This window comes from Rhodococcoides sp. S146-33, assembly GCF_059489205.1.
The window spans coordinates 1469599-1486987 of the sequence record NZ_JCAJWY010000002.1 but is presented as its reverse complement, the minus strand read 5'-3'; the positions used below and the strand labels follow the sequence as shown (position 1 = coordinate 1486987).

Below are 17389 nucleotides of genomic sequence, written 5' to 3'. Positions count from 1 at the left end.
ACTCTTTCCGGTCTCGGACACCGATGACGGTGTCCCCACGACAACGATGTCGATGTTACTCGGCAGTAAGTCCGTCACCGAACTCGCCGCCGATCAGTAAATTCTGGCACCGAGCCATCAACGCCGAGCGCAGTGGTGCCGCTTCGGTCGACAGTTCCCCCTGCGCGCGCACATATTCTGCTCGCCCGGCCGCGGTCTCGATCCGTATGGGCTCGAGGTCGTAGTCGCTCAGGTCGTAGGGGCTGGCCCGCATATCGATCGTGCGCGCGTGCAGCGCCAGCTCGAAACAGTCGGTCAGAAACTCCGAATGGATCAATGGCCCCAGCTTGTAGCACCACTTGTACAAATCCATGGAGGCATGAATGCACCCGGGCTGCTCGGACCCCAGGCGCGATTCCGCGGAAAGCGTCACAGCGTTGCGCGGTGCGGCGTCGGGGGTGAAGAACCGGAAGGCGTCGTAGTGGGTGCACCGTAACGACATCGAATCGACCACAGCATCGGTCCCGTCACGGCCGAGGCGCAGTGGCACCTGCTCGTGCCGCTGCGCCGAGATTCCTCCGCGGTAGACCATCGCCCACTCATGCAGGCCGAAGCAGCCGAGCATGGGTGCTCGCTCGGCGGTGGCGGTCAGCAGTCCCAGGATGAATTCGATACTGGCGCGGCGGCGCTCGACGAGATCGGACCGCACCCGGTAACCGACGCCCCGATCGGTCTGCACCTGTTCGTAGGACGCGAACTCGGCGTACTCGCATGCACGGTCGCCGGTCAGCGCGATGCCGTGACCCGGATTCCACCGGCGCAGTTGACCAGGTCGGTGACTGTAATACGTGAACAGGAAATCCAGCACCGGGTGGGTGTTGCCATGTCCTCGGTCGGTCAGATAATCACCGACGAGGTGCTCGACCCGCGCCGTGTGCGCGGCTCGTCGGGTGGTCCACTCCGCTTCGGTCAGCGACGCCGGGCCGGACATCTACGCGTTCCGCGGGGGAGTGCTCGATGCAGATTGACCCGGCCGAGGACCGGCGACGCGGTGCGTGCCGTCTCGAACGGTACCGACGAACTCCTCGACCAAGTCTTCCAGTGCGACGATCCCGACAGTGGCCCCCGTCGCGTCGTGCACGGCTCCGAGGTGGCTGCTGGCGCGTCGCAACTTGGTCAGTGCATCGTCGAGCACCGTGTCGATGGAGACGACGGGCAGTGCCCGAACGTCGCTTCGCGGGATGACCGTGTCCGGTCCGGCCGATTCGTCGGCCATGTCGTCGAGAACGTCCTTGAGGTGCAGGTAGCCGACCAGCGCGCCGGCCGCATCGCGGACCGGGTAGCGCGAGAAGCCGGTCTCGATGACGGCGCGTTCGACAGAGCCCAGTGTCGGTCCGAGGGTGTGATCGGGCCCGGACAACTCGATGCTGCGAACCTGGTGAGAAGGGATCAACACCTCGCCGACCGTCCGACCGGACGTCTCCAGTGCCTGCCGCAGTCTGCGGTGCTCCTCGGCGTCTATCAATCCCTCGGAACGTGATTCGCCGATCATCTGCGACAACTCCACCGCCGAGACCGAAGAACTCAGCTCGTCCTTGGGCTCGATACGCAGCATCCGGAGCGTCAGGTTGGCGCACAGGTTGTAGAACGAGATCAGCGGCAGCGCGACCTTGATGAACACCAGGTGGATCGGCACCAGAATCATGGCGGTGCTCTCCGGACCCGCGATCGCGATGTTCTTGGGAACCATCTCGCCGACCAGGATGTGCAATACGACCACCAGCGTCAACGCGATGGCAAAGGCGATCGGGTGCAGGAACGACTCGGGGATTCCGACGGCATCGAGCGGGACCTCGATCAGGTGCGCCACCGCCGGCTCGGCCACCCGGCCCAGGAGAATCGAGCAGATCGTGATGCCGAGCTGAGCAGCGGCGAGCATCTGCGACAGATTCTGACCGGCCTCGATGACGCTCTGTGCGCGCTTCTTTCCCTGCGCGAGCAGTGCTTCGAGTCGGTCGCGCCGAGCGGAGATCAACGCGAACTCGGCTCCGACGAAGAATGCATTGCCGGCCAGCAAAAGAACGGCGAGACCGACTCCGAACAGGTCACCCATCGATCTCTCCCGCCGATCTCATTCGAGCCACCGTTGCGGCGTCGACGGGCATGAGCAACACCCGATCGATCCGACGACCGTCCATGCGGATCACCCGTGCCACCCAGCCGCCGTCTCCGTCGAGCGGATCTTCGCTCGACGGCGGGGGCAGAAGCACTGCGTCCCCCTCGGTCGGGATACGGGCCAACTCGGACAGAACCAGACCACCGATGGTTTCGTACTCGCCCTCCGGCGCGGAATAGCCCGTAGCCGACGCGACTTCGTCGATGCGTAGTAGGCCGGCGCAGTCCCAGCCCTCGCCGGAACGCGAGACATCGAGTTCAGGCTCGTCGTGTTCGTCGCGCACGTCACCGACGATCTCCTCGATCAGATCTTCCATCGTCACCATGCCTGCGGTACCGCCGTACTCGTCGACGACGAGAGCCACCTGCATACCGTCGGCCCGCACCCGTTCCATCACCGCGTCGCCGTCTAGGCTCGACGGTACGACGGGAACATCACGTGCCAGGGACTCGACGGTCGTCGAACGACGGAGCGACGCTGCGACGGTGAACGCGTGCTTGATGTGGACGACGCCGACGGTGTCGTCCAGATCGCCATCGACCACCGGGAAACGGGAAAAGCCGGTGCGCGAAGCAGTTTCGATCAAATCGGCCACGGTGGAGTCGGTGGCGAGCGTCTCGATCTTGACTCGCGGTGTCATCAGCTCCTCGGCCGTTCGATCGCCGAACTGCAACGACCGGTCGACCAGTCGAGCCGTGTTCTCGTCGATCGAACCCTGTTGTGCGGACGTGCGTACGAGCGAACCCAGTTCCTGTGGCGATCGCGCCGATCTGAGTTCCTCGGCCGGCTCGATACCGAGCCGTCGAACGAGCCAGTTGGCGGAGCCGTTGAGCCCGTTGATCGCCCACTTGAAGATCAGTGAGAACCCGGCCATCGCACCTGCGGTGACGCGGGCCGTCGACATCGGTTTCGCGATGGCAATGTTCTTCGGGACGAGCTCACCGAAGATCATGGAGAACGAGGTGGCCAGAATCAGTGCCACGGCGAGTGAGATGCCCGACGCGAGCGTCTCGGACGCGCCCAGGGCATCGGCCAGCGGCCGGATGAAGCCGGCCAGCACGGGTTCTGCTAGATAACCGGTGATCAGAGTGGTGATGGTGATGCCCAGCTGGGCACCGGATAACTGGAAGGACAAAGTCTTGTGCGCGTGCAGAACCTGACGCGAGCGCATGTCGCCGTTCTCGGCCTGAGACTCGACCGCACTGCGTTCCAACGCAGTGAGGGAGAACTCGGCCGCAACGAACAACGCGGTTCCCGCCGTCAAGGCAACGAAGCCGAGAAGGCTGACGATGGTGAGAAGGGTCGCCACGTCTCAACCCCGTCCGAGCCGGGGCCGCCGAAGCTGGGACAAGAGCATTGCGCCGCCGGACTGCGCGCGGATGCCGAAATCGGTGTCGCCGGGTTTCTCTCCCGGCTCGATAGAGGATCCCTCCGAAGTGGAACTCTCGTCGTGCTGCTCTGCAGTTGCCGGACCGGCAACCGAAATAGTGGGTGCCTCGGGCACCTGATTCCCTTCTGTATGGTCCGCGCTGTGACCCCACCCGTGCGGGATCTACGTTCGGCGGCACCCCAAGCACGAATGATCGGCCTCGGGCGCGCAGCGAGCGCGGACAACTCTGTTTGCTGTTGGTGAGTCTAACCGTGAACGACGGTCACCATCCGGACGGCAGGGGGCGCCCCTCGGCGAATCCGGCCGCGGACTGAACTCCCAGGACTGCGCGCTGCGCCAACTCCGGCAGACTGCGGGCCCCTGCATAGGTGCAGGTGCTCCGAACTCCGGCACAGATGTGATCTATCAGATCTTCGACGCCGGGGCTGTCGGGATCCAGGCGCATCCGAGAACTGGAAATGCCCTCCTCGAACAAGGCCTTGCGGGCCCGATCGAATGCGCCGTCAGTGGCGGTACGTGCGGCAACGGCCCGCTTGGAGGCCATGCCGAAGCTCTCCTTGTAGCGGTTGCCCGCCGCGTCCACTCGGAGGTCGCCGGGGGACTCGTAGGTTCCGGCGAACCACGAGCCGATCATGACGTTCGCGGCACCTGCGGCCAAGGCGAGGGCAACGTCACGCGGGTGGCGCACGCCGCCGTCGGCCCACACCGAGGCACCGAGTTCGGCTGCCGCGGCGGAACAGTCGGCCACAGCGGAGAACTGGGGGCGTCCGACACCGGTCATCATGCGTGTCGTACACATTGCGCCTGGACCGACGCCCACCTTGACGATGTCCGCGCCGGCCCGAACCAGATCGCGAGTGCCTTGCGCAGAGACGACGTTGCCGGCAGCGAGGGGCACTCCGAGATCGAGAGCGCGTACAGCAGCAAGAGCGTCGAGCATCTTCTCCTGGTGTCCGTGGGCCGTGTCCATCACCAGAACATCGGCACCGGCCTCGACCAAGGCGGTCGCTTTCTCCGCGACATTGCCGTTGATGCCGACCGCCGCGGCGATCCGCAGGCGCCCCGACGCGTCCACGGCAGGGGCATAGATGCCCGTCCGAACCGCGCCGGTTCTCGTCACGACACCCGCCAGCGAACCGTCGTCCTCCACGACGACCGCGAGGTGAGCATGGGCCGCCTCGATCTTCTCGAACACTTCCTGGGGCGACGCATGGCGGGGAACGCGAACGAAGTCGGCAGACGCCACGGAACTGAGCCGGGCGAATCGGTCGACGTCGGCGCACGCGCTCTCGGTGACTACTCCGATGGGCTTGCCGTGTTCGACGATCACGACCGATCCGTGAGCTCGTTTGTGTACCAGCGCCAAAGCGTCGGACACGGACGCGTTGGGCCCGAGTACGACCGGTGTATCGGCGATCAGGTCACGGCTCTTGACGAATGCGACGGTGTCGGCGACGGCCTCGGTCGGCAAGTCCTGCGGGATGACGGCGATGGCACCGCGGCGGGCGACGGTCTCGGCCATCCGCCGACCCGATACTGCCGTCATGTTCGACACAACGATCGGGATGGTCGTTCCCGAGCCGTCCACCGTGCTCAGGTCGACGTCGAAACGCGAGGTGACATCGGTTCGATTGGGGACGAGGAAGACATCGTCGTAGGTGAGATCGTAGGGCGGCTGGTGACCATCGAGGAACTGCACGTTGATCGAGACTACCGGTCGGATGAACTTCCTGTGTTCGACGCCCGGTCCGGAACCGTCGAATCGGCAGTGTTCGCAGCCTGAGTGCGCGACAGGAGCACAGTGGTGACGACCATGACGGCGACCGCCACCACGATCGTCGCCAGGGCTGCGCCCTCGGTTCTGATTCTCTCGTCCAGGACCGTCACTCCGATGAACGCTGCACCGAGTGGTTCGCAGATCGTGACGGCCGGCATGGACGCAGACAGCGGACCCACCTGGAACGCGCGCTGCTGGAGGTAGAAGCCGAGAATGCCCGATCCGATCAAGGTGTAGGTCTGCCAGGCCGTCAGTGCTGCAAGTGGATCGGCGTCGACGAGATCGGTCACGAATTTGGTGAGGGCTGCAGCGAGTCCGAACAACAGACCTCCCGCAGCTCCGAGAAGCAGGGCCCGCAGGCCGGGGGAGGCCAGCACCAGACCGCCGACTGCCGCGCCGCCGATCACGACAGCGGCGACGATCAGAGGCACGATCCACGCTGCGAGTGGAGCGTCGGCGGTTCCCTCGCTCGGGTCTCCCACCACGATGAAGACCGCGAGCGCGGCGGCGAGCAGAAGCGCGAGTGCCCAGGTCGACCCAGGCAGCGAGCGGCGCGCGAATTTCGCCGACATCGGTAATGCGAACAGCAGGGCAGTGACGAGCAGCGGCTGCACGACCAGGACCGAACCGACCCAGAGGGCCGCAATCTGTACCGCATAACCACCCCCGTCTCCGACGACACCCATCCACCATCGGGGGCTACGGACGAGGGCCGATACCAGCGATGTTCCCTCGGGAACGGACGCAGCGGCGCTCTGCTGCGCCACCGCAGCGCACGCGAACAGGAATGCCGAAATCAGAGCGAGTGCGACCGACAACCAGGGCGAGGTCACCCGCGTCGTCCTCGCCCGGTGCCCCGACTGCCACCGGTTCGGCCCCGTCGTTCGTGCCGCGAGGGTGCAGCGCCCCGCCGTGCCCCTCGCTCCGGCAGATCGCCACGGGCGGATGCCGAGGTGTCGGCCGGATTCGGCAGTGGTCTGCCGATGGGGGCTCGGGCACCGGTCATTCGCCGCCACGAGACGGGATCCGCCTCGGTATCGACGACGGTGGCGGATACCCCCGCTTCGTCCGCCATGGCTCGTACCCCCGCCAACTGATCGCCGGTCGCCAAGGTCACGACGGTTCCGCTGGCCCCGGCCCGGGCGGTTCGGCCTGCACGGTGCACGTAGTCCTTGGAATCCATCGGCGGATCGACGTGCACCACCAGTGTGACGTCGTCGACGTGAACACCGCGGGCGGCGACGTCGGTTGCGATCAGCGCACCCGAGCTGCCGTCCGCGAAGGCGGCGAGCGAACGCGTGCGATGCGCCTGAGTCTTGTTGCCGTGCAACGACGATACGGGTACGCCGAGTCGGCGACACTCGTCGGTGAGTCGATCGACCGCGTGGGTGGTGCGGACGAACAGCAGCGTTCGTCCGTCTCTGTTGGCAAGCGCGGCAGCTACTTCTGTCTTGCGCGTGGCATCGACCTCGAACACGTAGTGCGCAATGTCGGGCACGCTCACCGATTCGGCGGTCGAGTGCTTTGCCGGATCGTGCATGAACCTCTCGACCAGGCGGTCGGTGTCCTGGTCGAGGGTGGCCGAGAACAACAACCGCTGGCCGTCGGGCGGCGTCGCGGCCAGAAGTGATTCGATCTGGGGCAGAAACCCCATGTCCACCATGCGGTCCGCTTCGTCGATCACGGTCGTCTCGACGCGATTCAGCGCGATGGAACGTCGCTCCAGCAGGTCGTTGAGACGACCGGGGGTGGCAACCACTATGTCGACACCGCGCTGTATCTCGCGAACATTTCGTTCGAGTGGGACACCGCCCACGACACCGACGGTGCGCAGTCCGAACGTGGCACCGTGAAGGTCGAGAACTTCGTGGATCTGGAGCGCCAGTTCGCGGGTCGGAGCGAGCACGAGCCCGCGCGGTGCGGCCGGCTCGCTTCGACGACCCGCCAGCCGCACGAGCAGTGGAAGTCCGAACGCCAGCGTCTTTCCCGACCCGGTAGGGGCACGGCCCAGTACGTCCCGGCCGGCAAGGGCGTCGGGGACGGTAGCAATCTGGATCGGGAAGGGGTTGGACACGCCCGCATTCTTCAGTGAATGAACAAGAACCACCGGGAGCCCCAGGTCTGCGAACGATGAAGCGGATTGACCTGGCATGGGTGTGACCTTACCGCCGCGTCGATCGCGCAGGAATCTTCTTGTCGGTCCCCAGCGCAATAATCGGAATGGAACGCACGTTCGAAGGCGTTCGAGACCGCGATCGCCGAGGGGGCGATTGCATGCCGAGTTGGGGGAGCTATGTGCAAGATGTGCCAGGGGCTGAGTCTCGACGAGTACATCCGGGATCTGAAGCGCACCATCGACACATTCGGGTGGGCATTGCAGTACGTCGAATCGGAAGTCGATCGGGACGGTATCCATCCGGCGTTCTGTTATACCGTCGGGCTCACCGGTTTCGGTAGTCCTGAGATCGTCATGACAGGGCGTGGGCCAGGCGAATCCTCCAGAATTCTCAACGCGCTCGGCACTTCGGTCGCCACGGGGATGCTGGAGCTCGAATCCGGAATCGGCTGCACTGCAGCAGGGTTCGAGCTGTTCACCATCGATGTACCGGATTGTGCCGACATTCTGTATTCGGCCTCGGATGTGTACGGCAAGGGGTGCTTCGGCGCCGTTCAAGCAGTGTGGAAGGACCTCGACGGTTTTCTGCCCTGGGAGGGCATTCCGTCGACGGTGGTGCAGCCGGTCTTCGGGCCCGTCCCACTCTGACTGGACCCCGGAAAGACGCCGGTGGCGCTGCGTGATGCACGCAGCGCCACCGGCGTGGACGAGATTGCTGTCAGGCCTCGATCTCGGAGCGGTCGCCACTCCACAGGGTGTGGAACTTTCCTTCCGAGTCGGTTCGCTCGTAGGTGTGCGCTCCGAAGAAGTCTCGCTGCCCCTGAGTCAATGCCGCGGGCAGACGCTCTGCCCGCAGAGCGTCGTAGTACGAGAGCGAGGACGCGAATGCAGGGACTGGAATGCCCAATGAGGCCGCGGTGATGACAACGCGACGCCAGCTGTCGATAGCCTTCTCGATGGCGTCACGGAAATACGGTGCCAGGATCAAACTCGGCAGTTCGGCGTTGTCGTCGTATGCGTCCTTGATGCGGTTGAGGAACCGCGCGCGAATGATGCATCCGCCTCGCCAGATCGTGGCCAGGTCGCCGGGATGCAGATTCCAGTCGTATTCGGCGCTGCCCGCAGCAATCTGGTCGAAGCCCTGTGCGTACGCGACAATCTTCGACGCGTACAGCGCCCGGCTGATGTCGTGGGTGAACTGCTCCGCGTCGGTGGGCTTGTCGGCAAGCGCACCCGAGGCCAGGCCAACGGCCGCCTTGCGCTGCGCCCGCGATCCCGACAGCGCCCGGGCGAAGACTGCTTCGGCGATACCGGTAACGGGAACACCCAGATCGAGCGCGGCCTTGACAGTCCAGCGGCCGGTGCCCTTCTGCTCTGCGGCGTCGACGATCACGTCCACCAACGGCTGACCTGTCTTGGCGTCGACCTGGCGCAGCACCTCGGCGGTGATCTCCACCAGATAGCTCTCCAAATCGCCGTCGTTCCACTCGGTGAAGACGTCGGCGACCTGCGCCGGGGTGTAACCGAGGGCGTCGCGGAACAGGTTGTACGCCTCGCCGATGAGCTGCATATCGGCGTATTCGATTCCGTTGTGCACCATTTTCACGAAGTGGCCGGAGCCGTCGGGTCCGATGTGAGTGCAGCACGGCGTGCCGTCCACCTGTGCGGCAATGGACTCGAGCAGCGGACCGAGCGCCTTGTAGGACTCGGCCGGGCCGCCCGGCATGATCGACGGGCCGTTGAGTGCGCCCTCCTCGCCTCCGGAGATTCCGGCACCGACGAAGAGCAGGCCGCGTTCCTTCATGGCAGCTTCACGACGGATGGTGTCGGTGTAGAGCGCGTTGCCGCCATCGATGATGATGTCGCCCTCTTCCATCGCGCCCGCGAGTTCCTCGATCACAGCGTCCGTCGGGTCGCCCGCCTTGACCATGATGAGGACCCGGCGCGGCTTCGCGAGCGCAGCGACGAACTCCTCGATGGTCTCGGTACGGATGAAGTTTCCCTCGCTGCCGTGCTCGGCGATCAACGCATCGGTCTTGGCGACACTGCGGTTGTGCAACGCGACGGTGTGCCCGTGATGAGCGAAGTTGCGTGCGATGTTGGAGCCCATGACGGCGAGTCCGGTGACTCCGATCTGAGCCAGTTCTGTCGGTTCTGCTGCTGAGGTCATACAGACAGCTTTCCCTGCCGAGCGGCGTCGCGCGAGCCAACCCCCCAGCAGAACTCAAACCTGGCCGTAGACAACGACAAAAGGTGCCGCATTCGCGAAGAATGCGACACCTCGTGTCGTCGAAATATGCTCCGGTCGATTCACGACCGCACGGTTACGAACCGATCAGTGGCAGCGATTTGATCAGTGGCTGCGAATTGATCAGTGGCTGCGAGCCGGACCATCGAAACCGTCGTACGAGCGACGTTCCGTGCGGCTGCGGAAGCCACCCGAACGGTGCTCGTCCTGGCGGGGAGCGGATGCCGGGCGACGGTTGTCCGAGCCCCGGTTGTCGGAGCCGCGTCCTTCGTAGCCCCGGCTCTCGGCGCCGCGGTACGAGCTCGAGTCGGTGCGACGCGGGCGGTCACCCTGGTAGCCGCCCTCGCTGCGCGGGTTGGAGCCCTGGTATCCGCCGCTCGAGCGCGGGTTCGAGCCCTGGTATCCGGTGCGGGGGCGGTCACCCTGGTAGCCGCCTTCGCTGCGCGGGTTGGAGCCCTGGTATCCGCCGCTCGAGCGCGGGTTCGATCCCTGGTATCCGCCGCTGCTGCGTGGATTGGAGCCCTGGTATCCGCCGCCGCTGCGGGGGTTCGATCCCTGGTAGCCGGGACGGCTGTTGCGATCGCGGGGCGAGGATTCGGCGCGCAGCGGCTCACCGGTGGGCTTCTTTGCGCCGGTGATGCTGTTGAGCTCGGCCGAACCGGGAGAGACGTTGACAGCAGTGGCCTTGACGCCGGCCATACCGGTCAGACGCAGAACCTGACGACGCTGGTTGGGGAGCACGATCGCGACGACGGTGCCCTTCTCGCCGGCGCGTGCCGTACGTCCTGCGCGGTGCAGGTAGTCCTTGTGGTCTGCGGGCGGATCGACGTGAACGACCAGGTCGATGCCGTCGACATGGATTCCGCGAGCGGCAACGTCGGTGGCGACGAGCACGGGGGTGCGGCCGTTCTTGAAGCGCTCGAGAACGCGGGTGCGCTGGTTCTGTGCCTTGCCACCGTGCAGTGACTCGGCGGCGATGCCGAGCGCGCGCAGGCGATCGGTGATTCCATCGCAGCCCAGCTTGGTACGCGCGAACATGATGGTGCGGCCGCCTTCGCGAGCACCGATCTCGGAGAGAACGAGATCCTTCTGACCCCGGTCGACCATGAGGACGTAGTGGTCCATGGTCCGGACGCTGGCCTTGCCGTCCTGGGTGGAGTGCTCGACGTGGTCGGGCAGGAACTGGCGGACCAGTGACTGAACCTCACGGTCGAGGGTTGCCGAGAACAGCATGCGCTGTCCGTCTGCGGGAGTGTCGGCGAGGACGGCACGCACCTCCGGCAGGAAGCCCATGTCGGCCATCTGGTCGGCCTCGTCGAGTGCGGTGATCTCGATGGAGTCGAGGATGCAGGTGCCCTGACGAAGGTGATCGGCGAGGCGGCCGGGTGTGGCGACGAGTACGTCCACTCCACGGCGAAGCTGCTCGACCTGCTTGTTGAACGGGGTGCCGCCGACGGCAGGCATGACCCGGAGACCCTGCGCGTTGGCGTAGGGGGCGAGAGATTCGACGACCTGAAAAGCGAGTTCGCGGGTCGGAACCAGTACGAGCGAACGCGGGCGCTTGGCTGCCGGTCGATCGGTGTGCAGCGACAGGCGCTGCAGGATCGGCAAGCCGAACGCGAGGGTCTTGCCCGAACCGGTCTGCGCGCGACCGAGAACGTTCTTGCCGGCGATAGCGTCGGGAAGGGCCTTCTCCTGGATGGGGGAGGGCACGGTGATCGAGTTGCGCGCCAAAGCGGCGACGACGGCCTCGGGCAGTCCGAGCTCAGCGAAGGTGAACGCCGGTGCCGCTGCGGGCGTCGGGACAGCCGTCGCGTCGGACGTGGTGGAAACGGGTGTGTTGGAAACAGCGTGGGTCACGCAGTAAAGCCTCTCCGGATTACGGGCACGCCAATAAGCCCGAAGCTGAGAGCACCCGAACGAGATGGGAAACACGAAAAACAGCCAGAACACATTGATACGAGCCAGGGCACTGTCACCTGGCCATCGATATGCGGGTACCGCATAAAGTGGGGCTGTTTGTGCCATTTCGATTGCATGGTCGCGATGGCGACCGAAGTCCACTGTACTCGACGCACCGCTGATTGTTCACCTGGAATCGATGTGACCTGTGCGACCCCGAGGTCACCCGACCAGTTTGCTCAGTTCTTCGAGCCACGGCATCGCCACATAGATCGTAGGAAGTACGAGGATCACCACAGCCGCCGCGTAGGCTGCCGCGGCGATGCGCACGTCGCTGCCCGGGCCGCTCAACCGTTGCACGCGGATGAGGGTGTGTGGACCTCCAGCCGCCATGGCACCCCGCGGTGCGGTGGACCCTGCGCACGCGACCAGTGCTCGAGCCAGCGGGGTAGGTCCGGTGACCTTGACCGCTGTGTCGTCGGCCAGCAGCTCGACCAACAGCTGGACGCTGCCCAGCGCGGACTTACTACGAACGATTCGGGGGAACGCTTCGTTGACCGCGGTGAATGCTTCGAGTACCAGATCGTGGCGGGACCGAAGGTGTGACCTTTCGTGGCTGAGAATTGCGGTCACTTCGGCCTCGCAGAGGCTGGCCAGCGTTCCGCGGCTCAGGACGACCCTCTGACGCAGGCCTGGTAGGCAGTACGCGATCGGCTCGGCGGCGTCGAGTACTCGGATGTCCGCATCGCGCAGACTGCGAAAAGGATTCTCGTTCAGGTTGTTTCGATCGAGCAGATCGACGAGCATGCGGTGCCGAGACCGTCGCCGACGAGTTCTGACCGCTACCTGGACGACGGAGAACATCAACTTGGCACCGATGCCGAGGGTGATTGCGAGTACGACGACATACAGGATCCAGAGGGGCAAACCGAGCGCGTCGATTTCGTCGGTGGGTGCGGTGGTGGGCCGACCGTCAGGGCCGGGAACGAGAAGCAGTCCGCCGATGGCGAGTCCTGAGCTGAATGCCGAGAGCACGGCAGCGAGCGCGATTGCCTGCCACAGAACGAGCGCTGCGCGCGGGGACCGATACGGCCAACTGGCGCGAGCGAGCACGGCTGGTATCGGCCCCGCCAAGATCAGCGCGAGTACCGCGAATACCAACGCAGTCGTCGAGTTCATGTCCTCACTTACTACGCCGAGCGTCAGTCCGTCGGACGGCCATCTCCAGCCGAAGGGGACTCTCTCTTCGATTGTGCCACTTCCAGAGCGGCGAGCGCCTCACGGAGTGCGGCGGCTTCGTCGGCACCCACCTGTCCGACGAAATGCACGAGTGCGGCAGCGCGGCCACCGGACGCGGGGGCCTGTGACAACGCGTCCACCATCAGGCTCGCAACCAGCTCGTCTCGTCCGTGGAGGGGCGCATACCGATGAGCGCGGTCGTCGCGCTGCTGGACGACCAATTTCTTCTTCGCCAGTCGCTGCAACACCGTCATCACCGTCGTGTACGCGAGCTCGCGATGTGTCGCGAGTGCTTCGTGCACCTGTCGAACGGTCTGGGGATCCGTCGACTCCCACAGATGGTCCATCACTGCGCGCTCTAGTTCACCAAGACCAGCCATTCCTAACACTCTACGGCTACTCCGACGCTGATGCGTACTACCCGTGGTAGTACCGGTTGTCCCGACAGTGTGGGTTCGGTCATAGTGCCGGCGTCTCGAATCGACGGGTATCGACCGAGGGCACCTCGGGGCGAATATCCTTCTCACATGATCGTGCCGCCTCGCGGCCCGACTCTTCGAGAAGTGAGCGGAGACGCAAGCGTGGAGTGGTTCGATTCGCTGTCGTTGATCGACGGCCCGGTACCGGTGATCGTGTCCGTTCTCGGCGCGCTCGGTGGCGTGTGGTTGGTTGTGTCGTCGTCGCGGCGATATTCGAGGCGTGCGCTGCCGATCGTGGCGACAGTCGCGATCGTTGCCACTGCTGTCGGTTATGTGGTGGTCGAGAAGTTGTGGCGACCGTTTCCGGATCCAATAGCCACGTCGATCTACGTCTGGATCGGCGTGGGTCTCGCCGCACTGTTCGCGGTGGTGTTCCGGTTGCTCGCAGCGCGCGGGGTGCTGGGGAAACTGACGACGGTGATCGCAGCGGTCCTCGTCGTCGCGGCTGCAGCGCTGCACGTCAACCTGGAGTTCGATGCATATCCCACCGTGGGCAATGCCCTCGGTGTCGAGTCCGCTACCCGAATTCAGTTCTCGGATGTGCCGGCCGCAGTGGCACAGACAGTCAGTGGCACGCCCTTGGATTCGGTGTGGACCGCGCCTGCTGATCTGGCGACCGCAGGACGAGTCACGTCGGCAACCGTTCCCGCTACCGCGTCCAACTTTTCGGCCCGAGATGCTCAGATCTATCTCCCGCCCGCGTACTTTGCCGATCCTCGCCCGTTGCTGCCGGTCCTGGTGTTGCTCGCCGGTCAGCCGGGTGCGCCCGAGGACTGGCTCAACGGCGGGAAGCTCGCAGAGACCATGGACAACTTCGCCCGTGACCATGCAGGTCTCGCGCCCGTCGTGGTAGTTGCGGACGGCACCGGGTCATCCATCGCCAACCCTCTCTGCGTCGATTCGCCGCTGGGGAACGTGGACACGTATCTGTCCCGGGACGTTCCCGATTGGATCGACGCCACCCTGCAGGTGGACCGAAATCGCGCACACTGGGCGATCGGTGGGTTGTCCTACGGTGGCACGTGCTCCATTCAGATGGCGACCAATCACCCGGACGTCTATCCCACCTTCCTCGACCTGTCGGGTCAACGCGAGCCCACCCTCGGGGATCGGGATCGCACTGTGCAGCAGGCCTTCGGCGGCAATGCTGCGGCATTCACCGCGATCAACCCGCTGGACCTGCTCAAATCGCGTCGGTACCCCGACTCGGCCGGTATTTTCGTCGTGGGCGCGGACGACAAGGATTACAAACCGGGTCAACAGGAGATGTACGACGCGGCGAAGGCCGCTGGAATGGATGTGCAGTACGTGGAAGTACCTGGCGGACACAGCTTCGCAGTCTGGTCGGAAGGCCTGCGTCGTGAACTCCCATGGCTGGCAACGAGAACAGGGCTGACTTCGTGAACGTGACCGAGCCGGAGCTCCCCGCGACAGCCACCTCGTCTTCTGGAGAGGCCACGGCAGGCGACGTCGCCGGACCTTCGTGGATATCGAAGCGCACCACGGCGTTGAAGTCCGGATCGTCCGCAGTGATGCGCCAGATTCGCAGATTGTGGTCGCTCATCGTGTTCGGAGCGGTCGGGGCCCCGGTCAGCTTCACGTTGCTTGCGATCGTGTGGTCGACCGGTATCGCTGCTGCCGTGTTCGACGATCGGGGTGAATACGACAAGTACTTTGCCGTGGGGATCATGCCGTTCGAGCGCTGGCACCTGTGGACGCCGCTGACCTCGGGGCTGACGGCACCGAACATCGCCGGTTGTGTGGTGGCGACTGTTGCAGTCCTGCTCGCTGCTACGCCCATCGAGCGCCGGATCGGGTCCCGTCGCTTCGCCATCGCCGCGTTCGTCACCCAGGTGGCCGGTTCGCTGTTCGGTCTCGGTCTTGCGGCTCTGGCCAAGACCTTCGACGCCGATTGGGGTTTCCGATTGCACGTCGGAACCGCTGTCGGCCCGACGACCTGGATCTTCGGCGTGGTGCTGGTGGCCACCTCGCGCATGGATACGTTGTGGCGGAGACGGATTCGCGTGGGCGTGCTGGCCCTGCTGGTGACGCTGGCCCTGTTCGGTGGGCACCTGCAGGATGTGATTCGACTGGCCGCCGCGGTCATCGGCCTGATCGTGGGTCCGTGGATCGTCGGCCGTTCGGCGCGTGGGCCTCGATTGGCGGGTACGCAACGTGAAGGCCGCGTGCTGGTTGCGCTCATCGTCGCTGCGAGTGCGTTGGGTCCCGTGCTGGCTGCCCTGAGCCCCAACGCTGTAGGTCCGTTCGCGGTTCTTCGTGATGTGGTTCGAGGAGTTCCGTACACGGCGGCCGAGGTACGTGAGATATGCGCGGATGCGACTACCGATCCGGTGGAATGCCGTCGCGGTCTGCTCGATCTCAGGCTCGGTGGCGTCGGTCCGACGATTTTGAGCATCATGCCCTCCCTGTTCCTGCTGGTGATCAGCGACGGCCTTCGGCGTGGCAGGCGTTTCGCTTGGGCGCTGGCTATGGTCTCCCAGCTGATCCTGCTCGCACTGTCGGTGGCCAACTTCGCAATTCGGTTCCTCGAGGCCGGCGACGACCAGTCGCTCTTCTACGGGCTCGAGTCGCCGACCGCGTATCGCACCGCGGTGCCGTTCCTGCTCCCACTGATCGTGCTTGTGGTTCTCCTGGTGACCCGCAAGTTCTTCGACGTATCGGCACCCTCGGGCACCTACCGGCGGTGGGCGGCGTCGGTGATCGGAGTCGGGGTGGGACTCGGCGCGGTCTACGCGATCGGTGGGTACCTCGCGCGCGGCGGCTTTGCCGATTCGCCGTCGTTCGGCGGTTTGCTGGCAGACTTTCCGCAGCGCCTGATTCCGCCGGTCTACCTGCAGTGGCTCGAACCCGCTCTGCTGCCGCAGAGCATTGCGACCACCTTGCTGTTCGAGTGGACCGGCGTGGTGTTCTGGTCGGTGGTCTGTGTTTTCGCTGCGAGCACCTTCCTGACCCCGGTGTACGGGACAGAGACCGACGCGACCGAACGTGCGCGCGGACTGCTCATGGCGAGCAGTGGTTCGGCACTGTCGTGGATGACGACCTGGCGCGGAAACAAGTACTGGTTCGGTCCCGACGGTCGCAGTTACGTCGCCTACCGCGTCATCTCGGGTGTAGCTCTGACCACCGGCGATCCAGTGGGTCCGCGAGAGTCGTTGCGGAACAACGTCGTCGACTTCGCCGAATTCGCGTCCGAGAACGGCTGGATACCGTGTTTCTACTCCGTCACTCCCGACGTTCGTCGCATCACCGATTCCCTCGGCTGGGGCGGAATTCAGGTGGGCGAGGAGACGGTGCTCGACCTGGACGGAATTGCCTTCACCGGCAAGCGTTTCCAAGACGTCCGGACGGCGCTGAACCGGGCCAAGAAGGCGGGTGTCGTAGCCGAATGGATTCGTTTCCCGTCTGCACCACTGGCCATCACAGATCAGATCACCGCGATTTCCGAGGAATGGGTTGCAGACAAGGGTATGCCCGAGATGGGGTTCACTCTGGGCGGTCTCGAAGAAGTCGACGACGAGAATGTTCGGTGCCTGATCGCGGTCGACGAGCATCGGACCGTGCACGGCGTGACCTCGTGGATGCCGGTGTACGAAGACGGCGTCATAGTCGGATGGACGCTCGACTTCATGCGTCGTCGATCCGAAGGCTTCCGGCCGACGATGGAATTTCTCATCGCTTCAGCTGCTCTGCTGCTCGAACAGGAGGGTGCCAGATTCCTCAGCTTGTCCGGCGCACCGCTGGCAAAGGTCGACGAAAAGCAACCCGAACATGTTTCCAGCGCCGAGCAGTCGACTCTGTCGGGACTGCTCGAACGGTTGCTCGACGTGCTCGGACGCACACTCGAACCGGTCTACGGATTCCGATCCCTACTGGCGTTCAAATCCAAGTTCCAGCCTCGCTACGAACCGATGCACATGACGTTCGCGGATCCGGCTGCTCTGCCCAGTATCGGTAACGCGATCGGTCGGGCCTACTTGCCTGACGTGTCGATCGGTCAGGGGTTCAAGCTGGTGCGCACCATGATCGAGCGTTGACGGCTGCCGAGCGGAGGTGGATCTGCCT

At 64.8% G+C, this 17389-nt stretch carries 13 protein-coding genes; 3 read left to right on the top strand and 10 right to left on the bottom strand.

Annotated features, from left to right (window positions below; all coding sequences use genetic code 11):
• Window positions 1-55 precede the first annotated feature (55 nt).
• From AC5WEY_RS15330 to AC5WEY_RS15305, 6 genes are all read right to left on the bottom strand, one after another.
• Entirely contained in the window at window positions 56-970 is a 915-nt protein-coding gene (locus AC5WEY_RS15330) for a 3-methyladenine DNA glycosylase (RefSeq protein ID WP_495646461.1), read from the bottom strand.
• The gene (locus AC5WEY_RS15325) at window positions 971-2092 is read right to left on the bottom strand and encodes a hemolysin family protein (RefSeq protein WP_057479394.1); all 1122 of its coding nucleotides are present in this window, start codon (window positions 2090-2092) and stop codon (window positions 971-973) included. It lies immediately after the preceding gene.
• The gene (locus AC5WEY_RS15320) at window positions 2085-3464 is read right to left on the bottom strand and encodes a hemolysin family protein (RefSeq protein WP_057479393.1); all 1380 of its coding nucleotides are present in this window, start codon (window positions 3462-3464) and stop codon (window positions 2085-2087) included. Before AC5WEY_RS15320 ends, AC5WEY_RS15325 begins: the two co-directional genes overlap by 8 nt.
• 343 nt (window positions 3465-3807) lie before the next feature.
• Window positions 3808-5244, bottom strand: coding sequence for a GMP reductase (guaB1, locus tag AC5WEY_RS15315; protein ID WP_495646460.1), 1437 nt, complete (start codon window positions 5242-5244; stop codon window positions 3808-3810).
• An 11-nt stretch (window positions 5245-5255) separates the two neighbouring features.
• Window positions 5256-6155 carry a DMT family transporter gene (locus AC5WEY_RS15310; protein WP_495646459.1) on the bottom strand — a complete coding sequence of 300 codons (900 nt, stop codon included), beginning with the start codon at window positions 6153-6155 and terminating at the stop codon, window positions 5256-5258.
• Window positions 6152-7396, bottom strand: coding sequence for a DEAD/DEAH box helicase (locus AC5WEY_RS15305; RefSeq protein WP_235581808.1), 1245 nt, complete (start codon window positions 7394-7396; stop codon window positions 6152-6154). Before AC5WEY_RS15305 ends, AC5WEY_RS15310 begins: the two co-directional genes overlap by 4 nt.
• A 228-nt stretch (window positions 7397-7624) precedes the next feature.
• Between AC5WEY_RS15305 and AC5WEY_RS15300 the strand changes: the two genes are divergently transcribed.
• On the top strand, window positions 7625-8086 hold the full coding sequence (locus tag AC5WEY_RS15300; protein ID WP_235581807.1) for a DUF4262 domain-containing protein: 462 nt from the start codon (window positions 7625-7627) through the stop codon (window positions 8084-8086).
• A 70-nt stretch (window positions 8087-8156) separates the two neighbouring features.
• On the opposite strand, the gene gnd is transcribed toward AC5WEY_RS15300, so the two are convergent.
• From gnd to AC5WEY_RS15280, 4 genes are all read right to left on the bottom strand, one after another.
• Complete coding sequence (gene gnd / locus AC5WEY_RS15295; protein WP_495646458.1) at window positions 8157-9608, bottom strand: NADP-dependent phosphogluconate dehydrogenase; 1452 nt, start codon at window positions 9606-9608, stop codon at window positions 8157-8159.
• 201 nt (window positions 9609-9809) lie between these two features.
• The gene (locus AC5WEY_RS15290) at window positions 9810-11546 is read right to left on the bottom strand and encodes a DEAD/DEAH box helicase (protein ID WP_057479538.1); all 1737 of its coding nucleotides are present in this window, start codon (window positions 11544-11546) and stop codon (window positions 9810-9812) included.
• 264 nt (window positions 11547-11810) lie between these two features.
• Window positions 11811-12767, bottom strand: coding sequence for a M56 family metallopeptidase (locus tag AC5WEY_RS15285; protein WP_495646457.1), 957 nt, complete (start codon window positions 12765-12767; stop codon window positions 11811-11813).
• Window positions 12768-12790: 23 nt separating this feature from the next.
• The gene (locus AC5WEY_RS15280) at window positions 12791-13207 is read right to left on the bottom strand and encodes a BlaI/MecI/CopY family transcriptional regulator (protein ID WP_057479381.1); all 417 of its coding nucleotides are present in this window, start codon (window positions 13205-13207) and stop codon (window positions 12791-12793) included.
• Between the two features lie 201 nt (window positions 13208-13408).
• Between AC5WEY_RS15280 and AC5WEY_RS15275 the strand changes: the two genes are divergently transcribed.
• Complete coding sequence (locus tag AC5WEY_RS15275) at window positions 13409-14710, top strand: alpha/beta hydrolase (protein WP_495646591.1); 1302 nt, start codon at window positions 13409-13411, stop codon at window positions 14708-14710.
• A 128-nt stretch (window positions 14711-14838) separates the two neighbouring features.
• Window positions 14839-17361 carry a bifunctional lysylphosphatidylglycerol flippase/synthetase MprF gene (locus AC5WEY_RS15270; RefSeq protein WP_495646590.1) on the top strand — a complete coding sequence of 841 codons (2523 nt, stop codon included), beginning with the start codon at window positions 14839-14841 and terminating at the stop codon, window positions 17359-17361.
• Window positions 17362-17389: the final 28 nt, after the last annotated feature.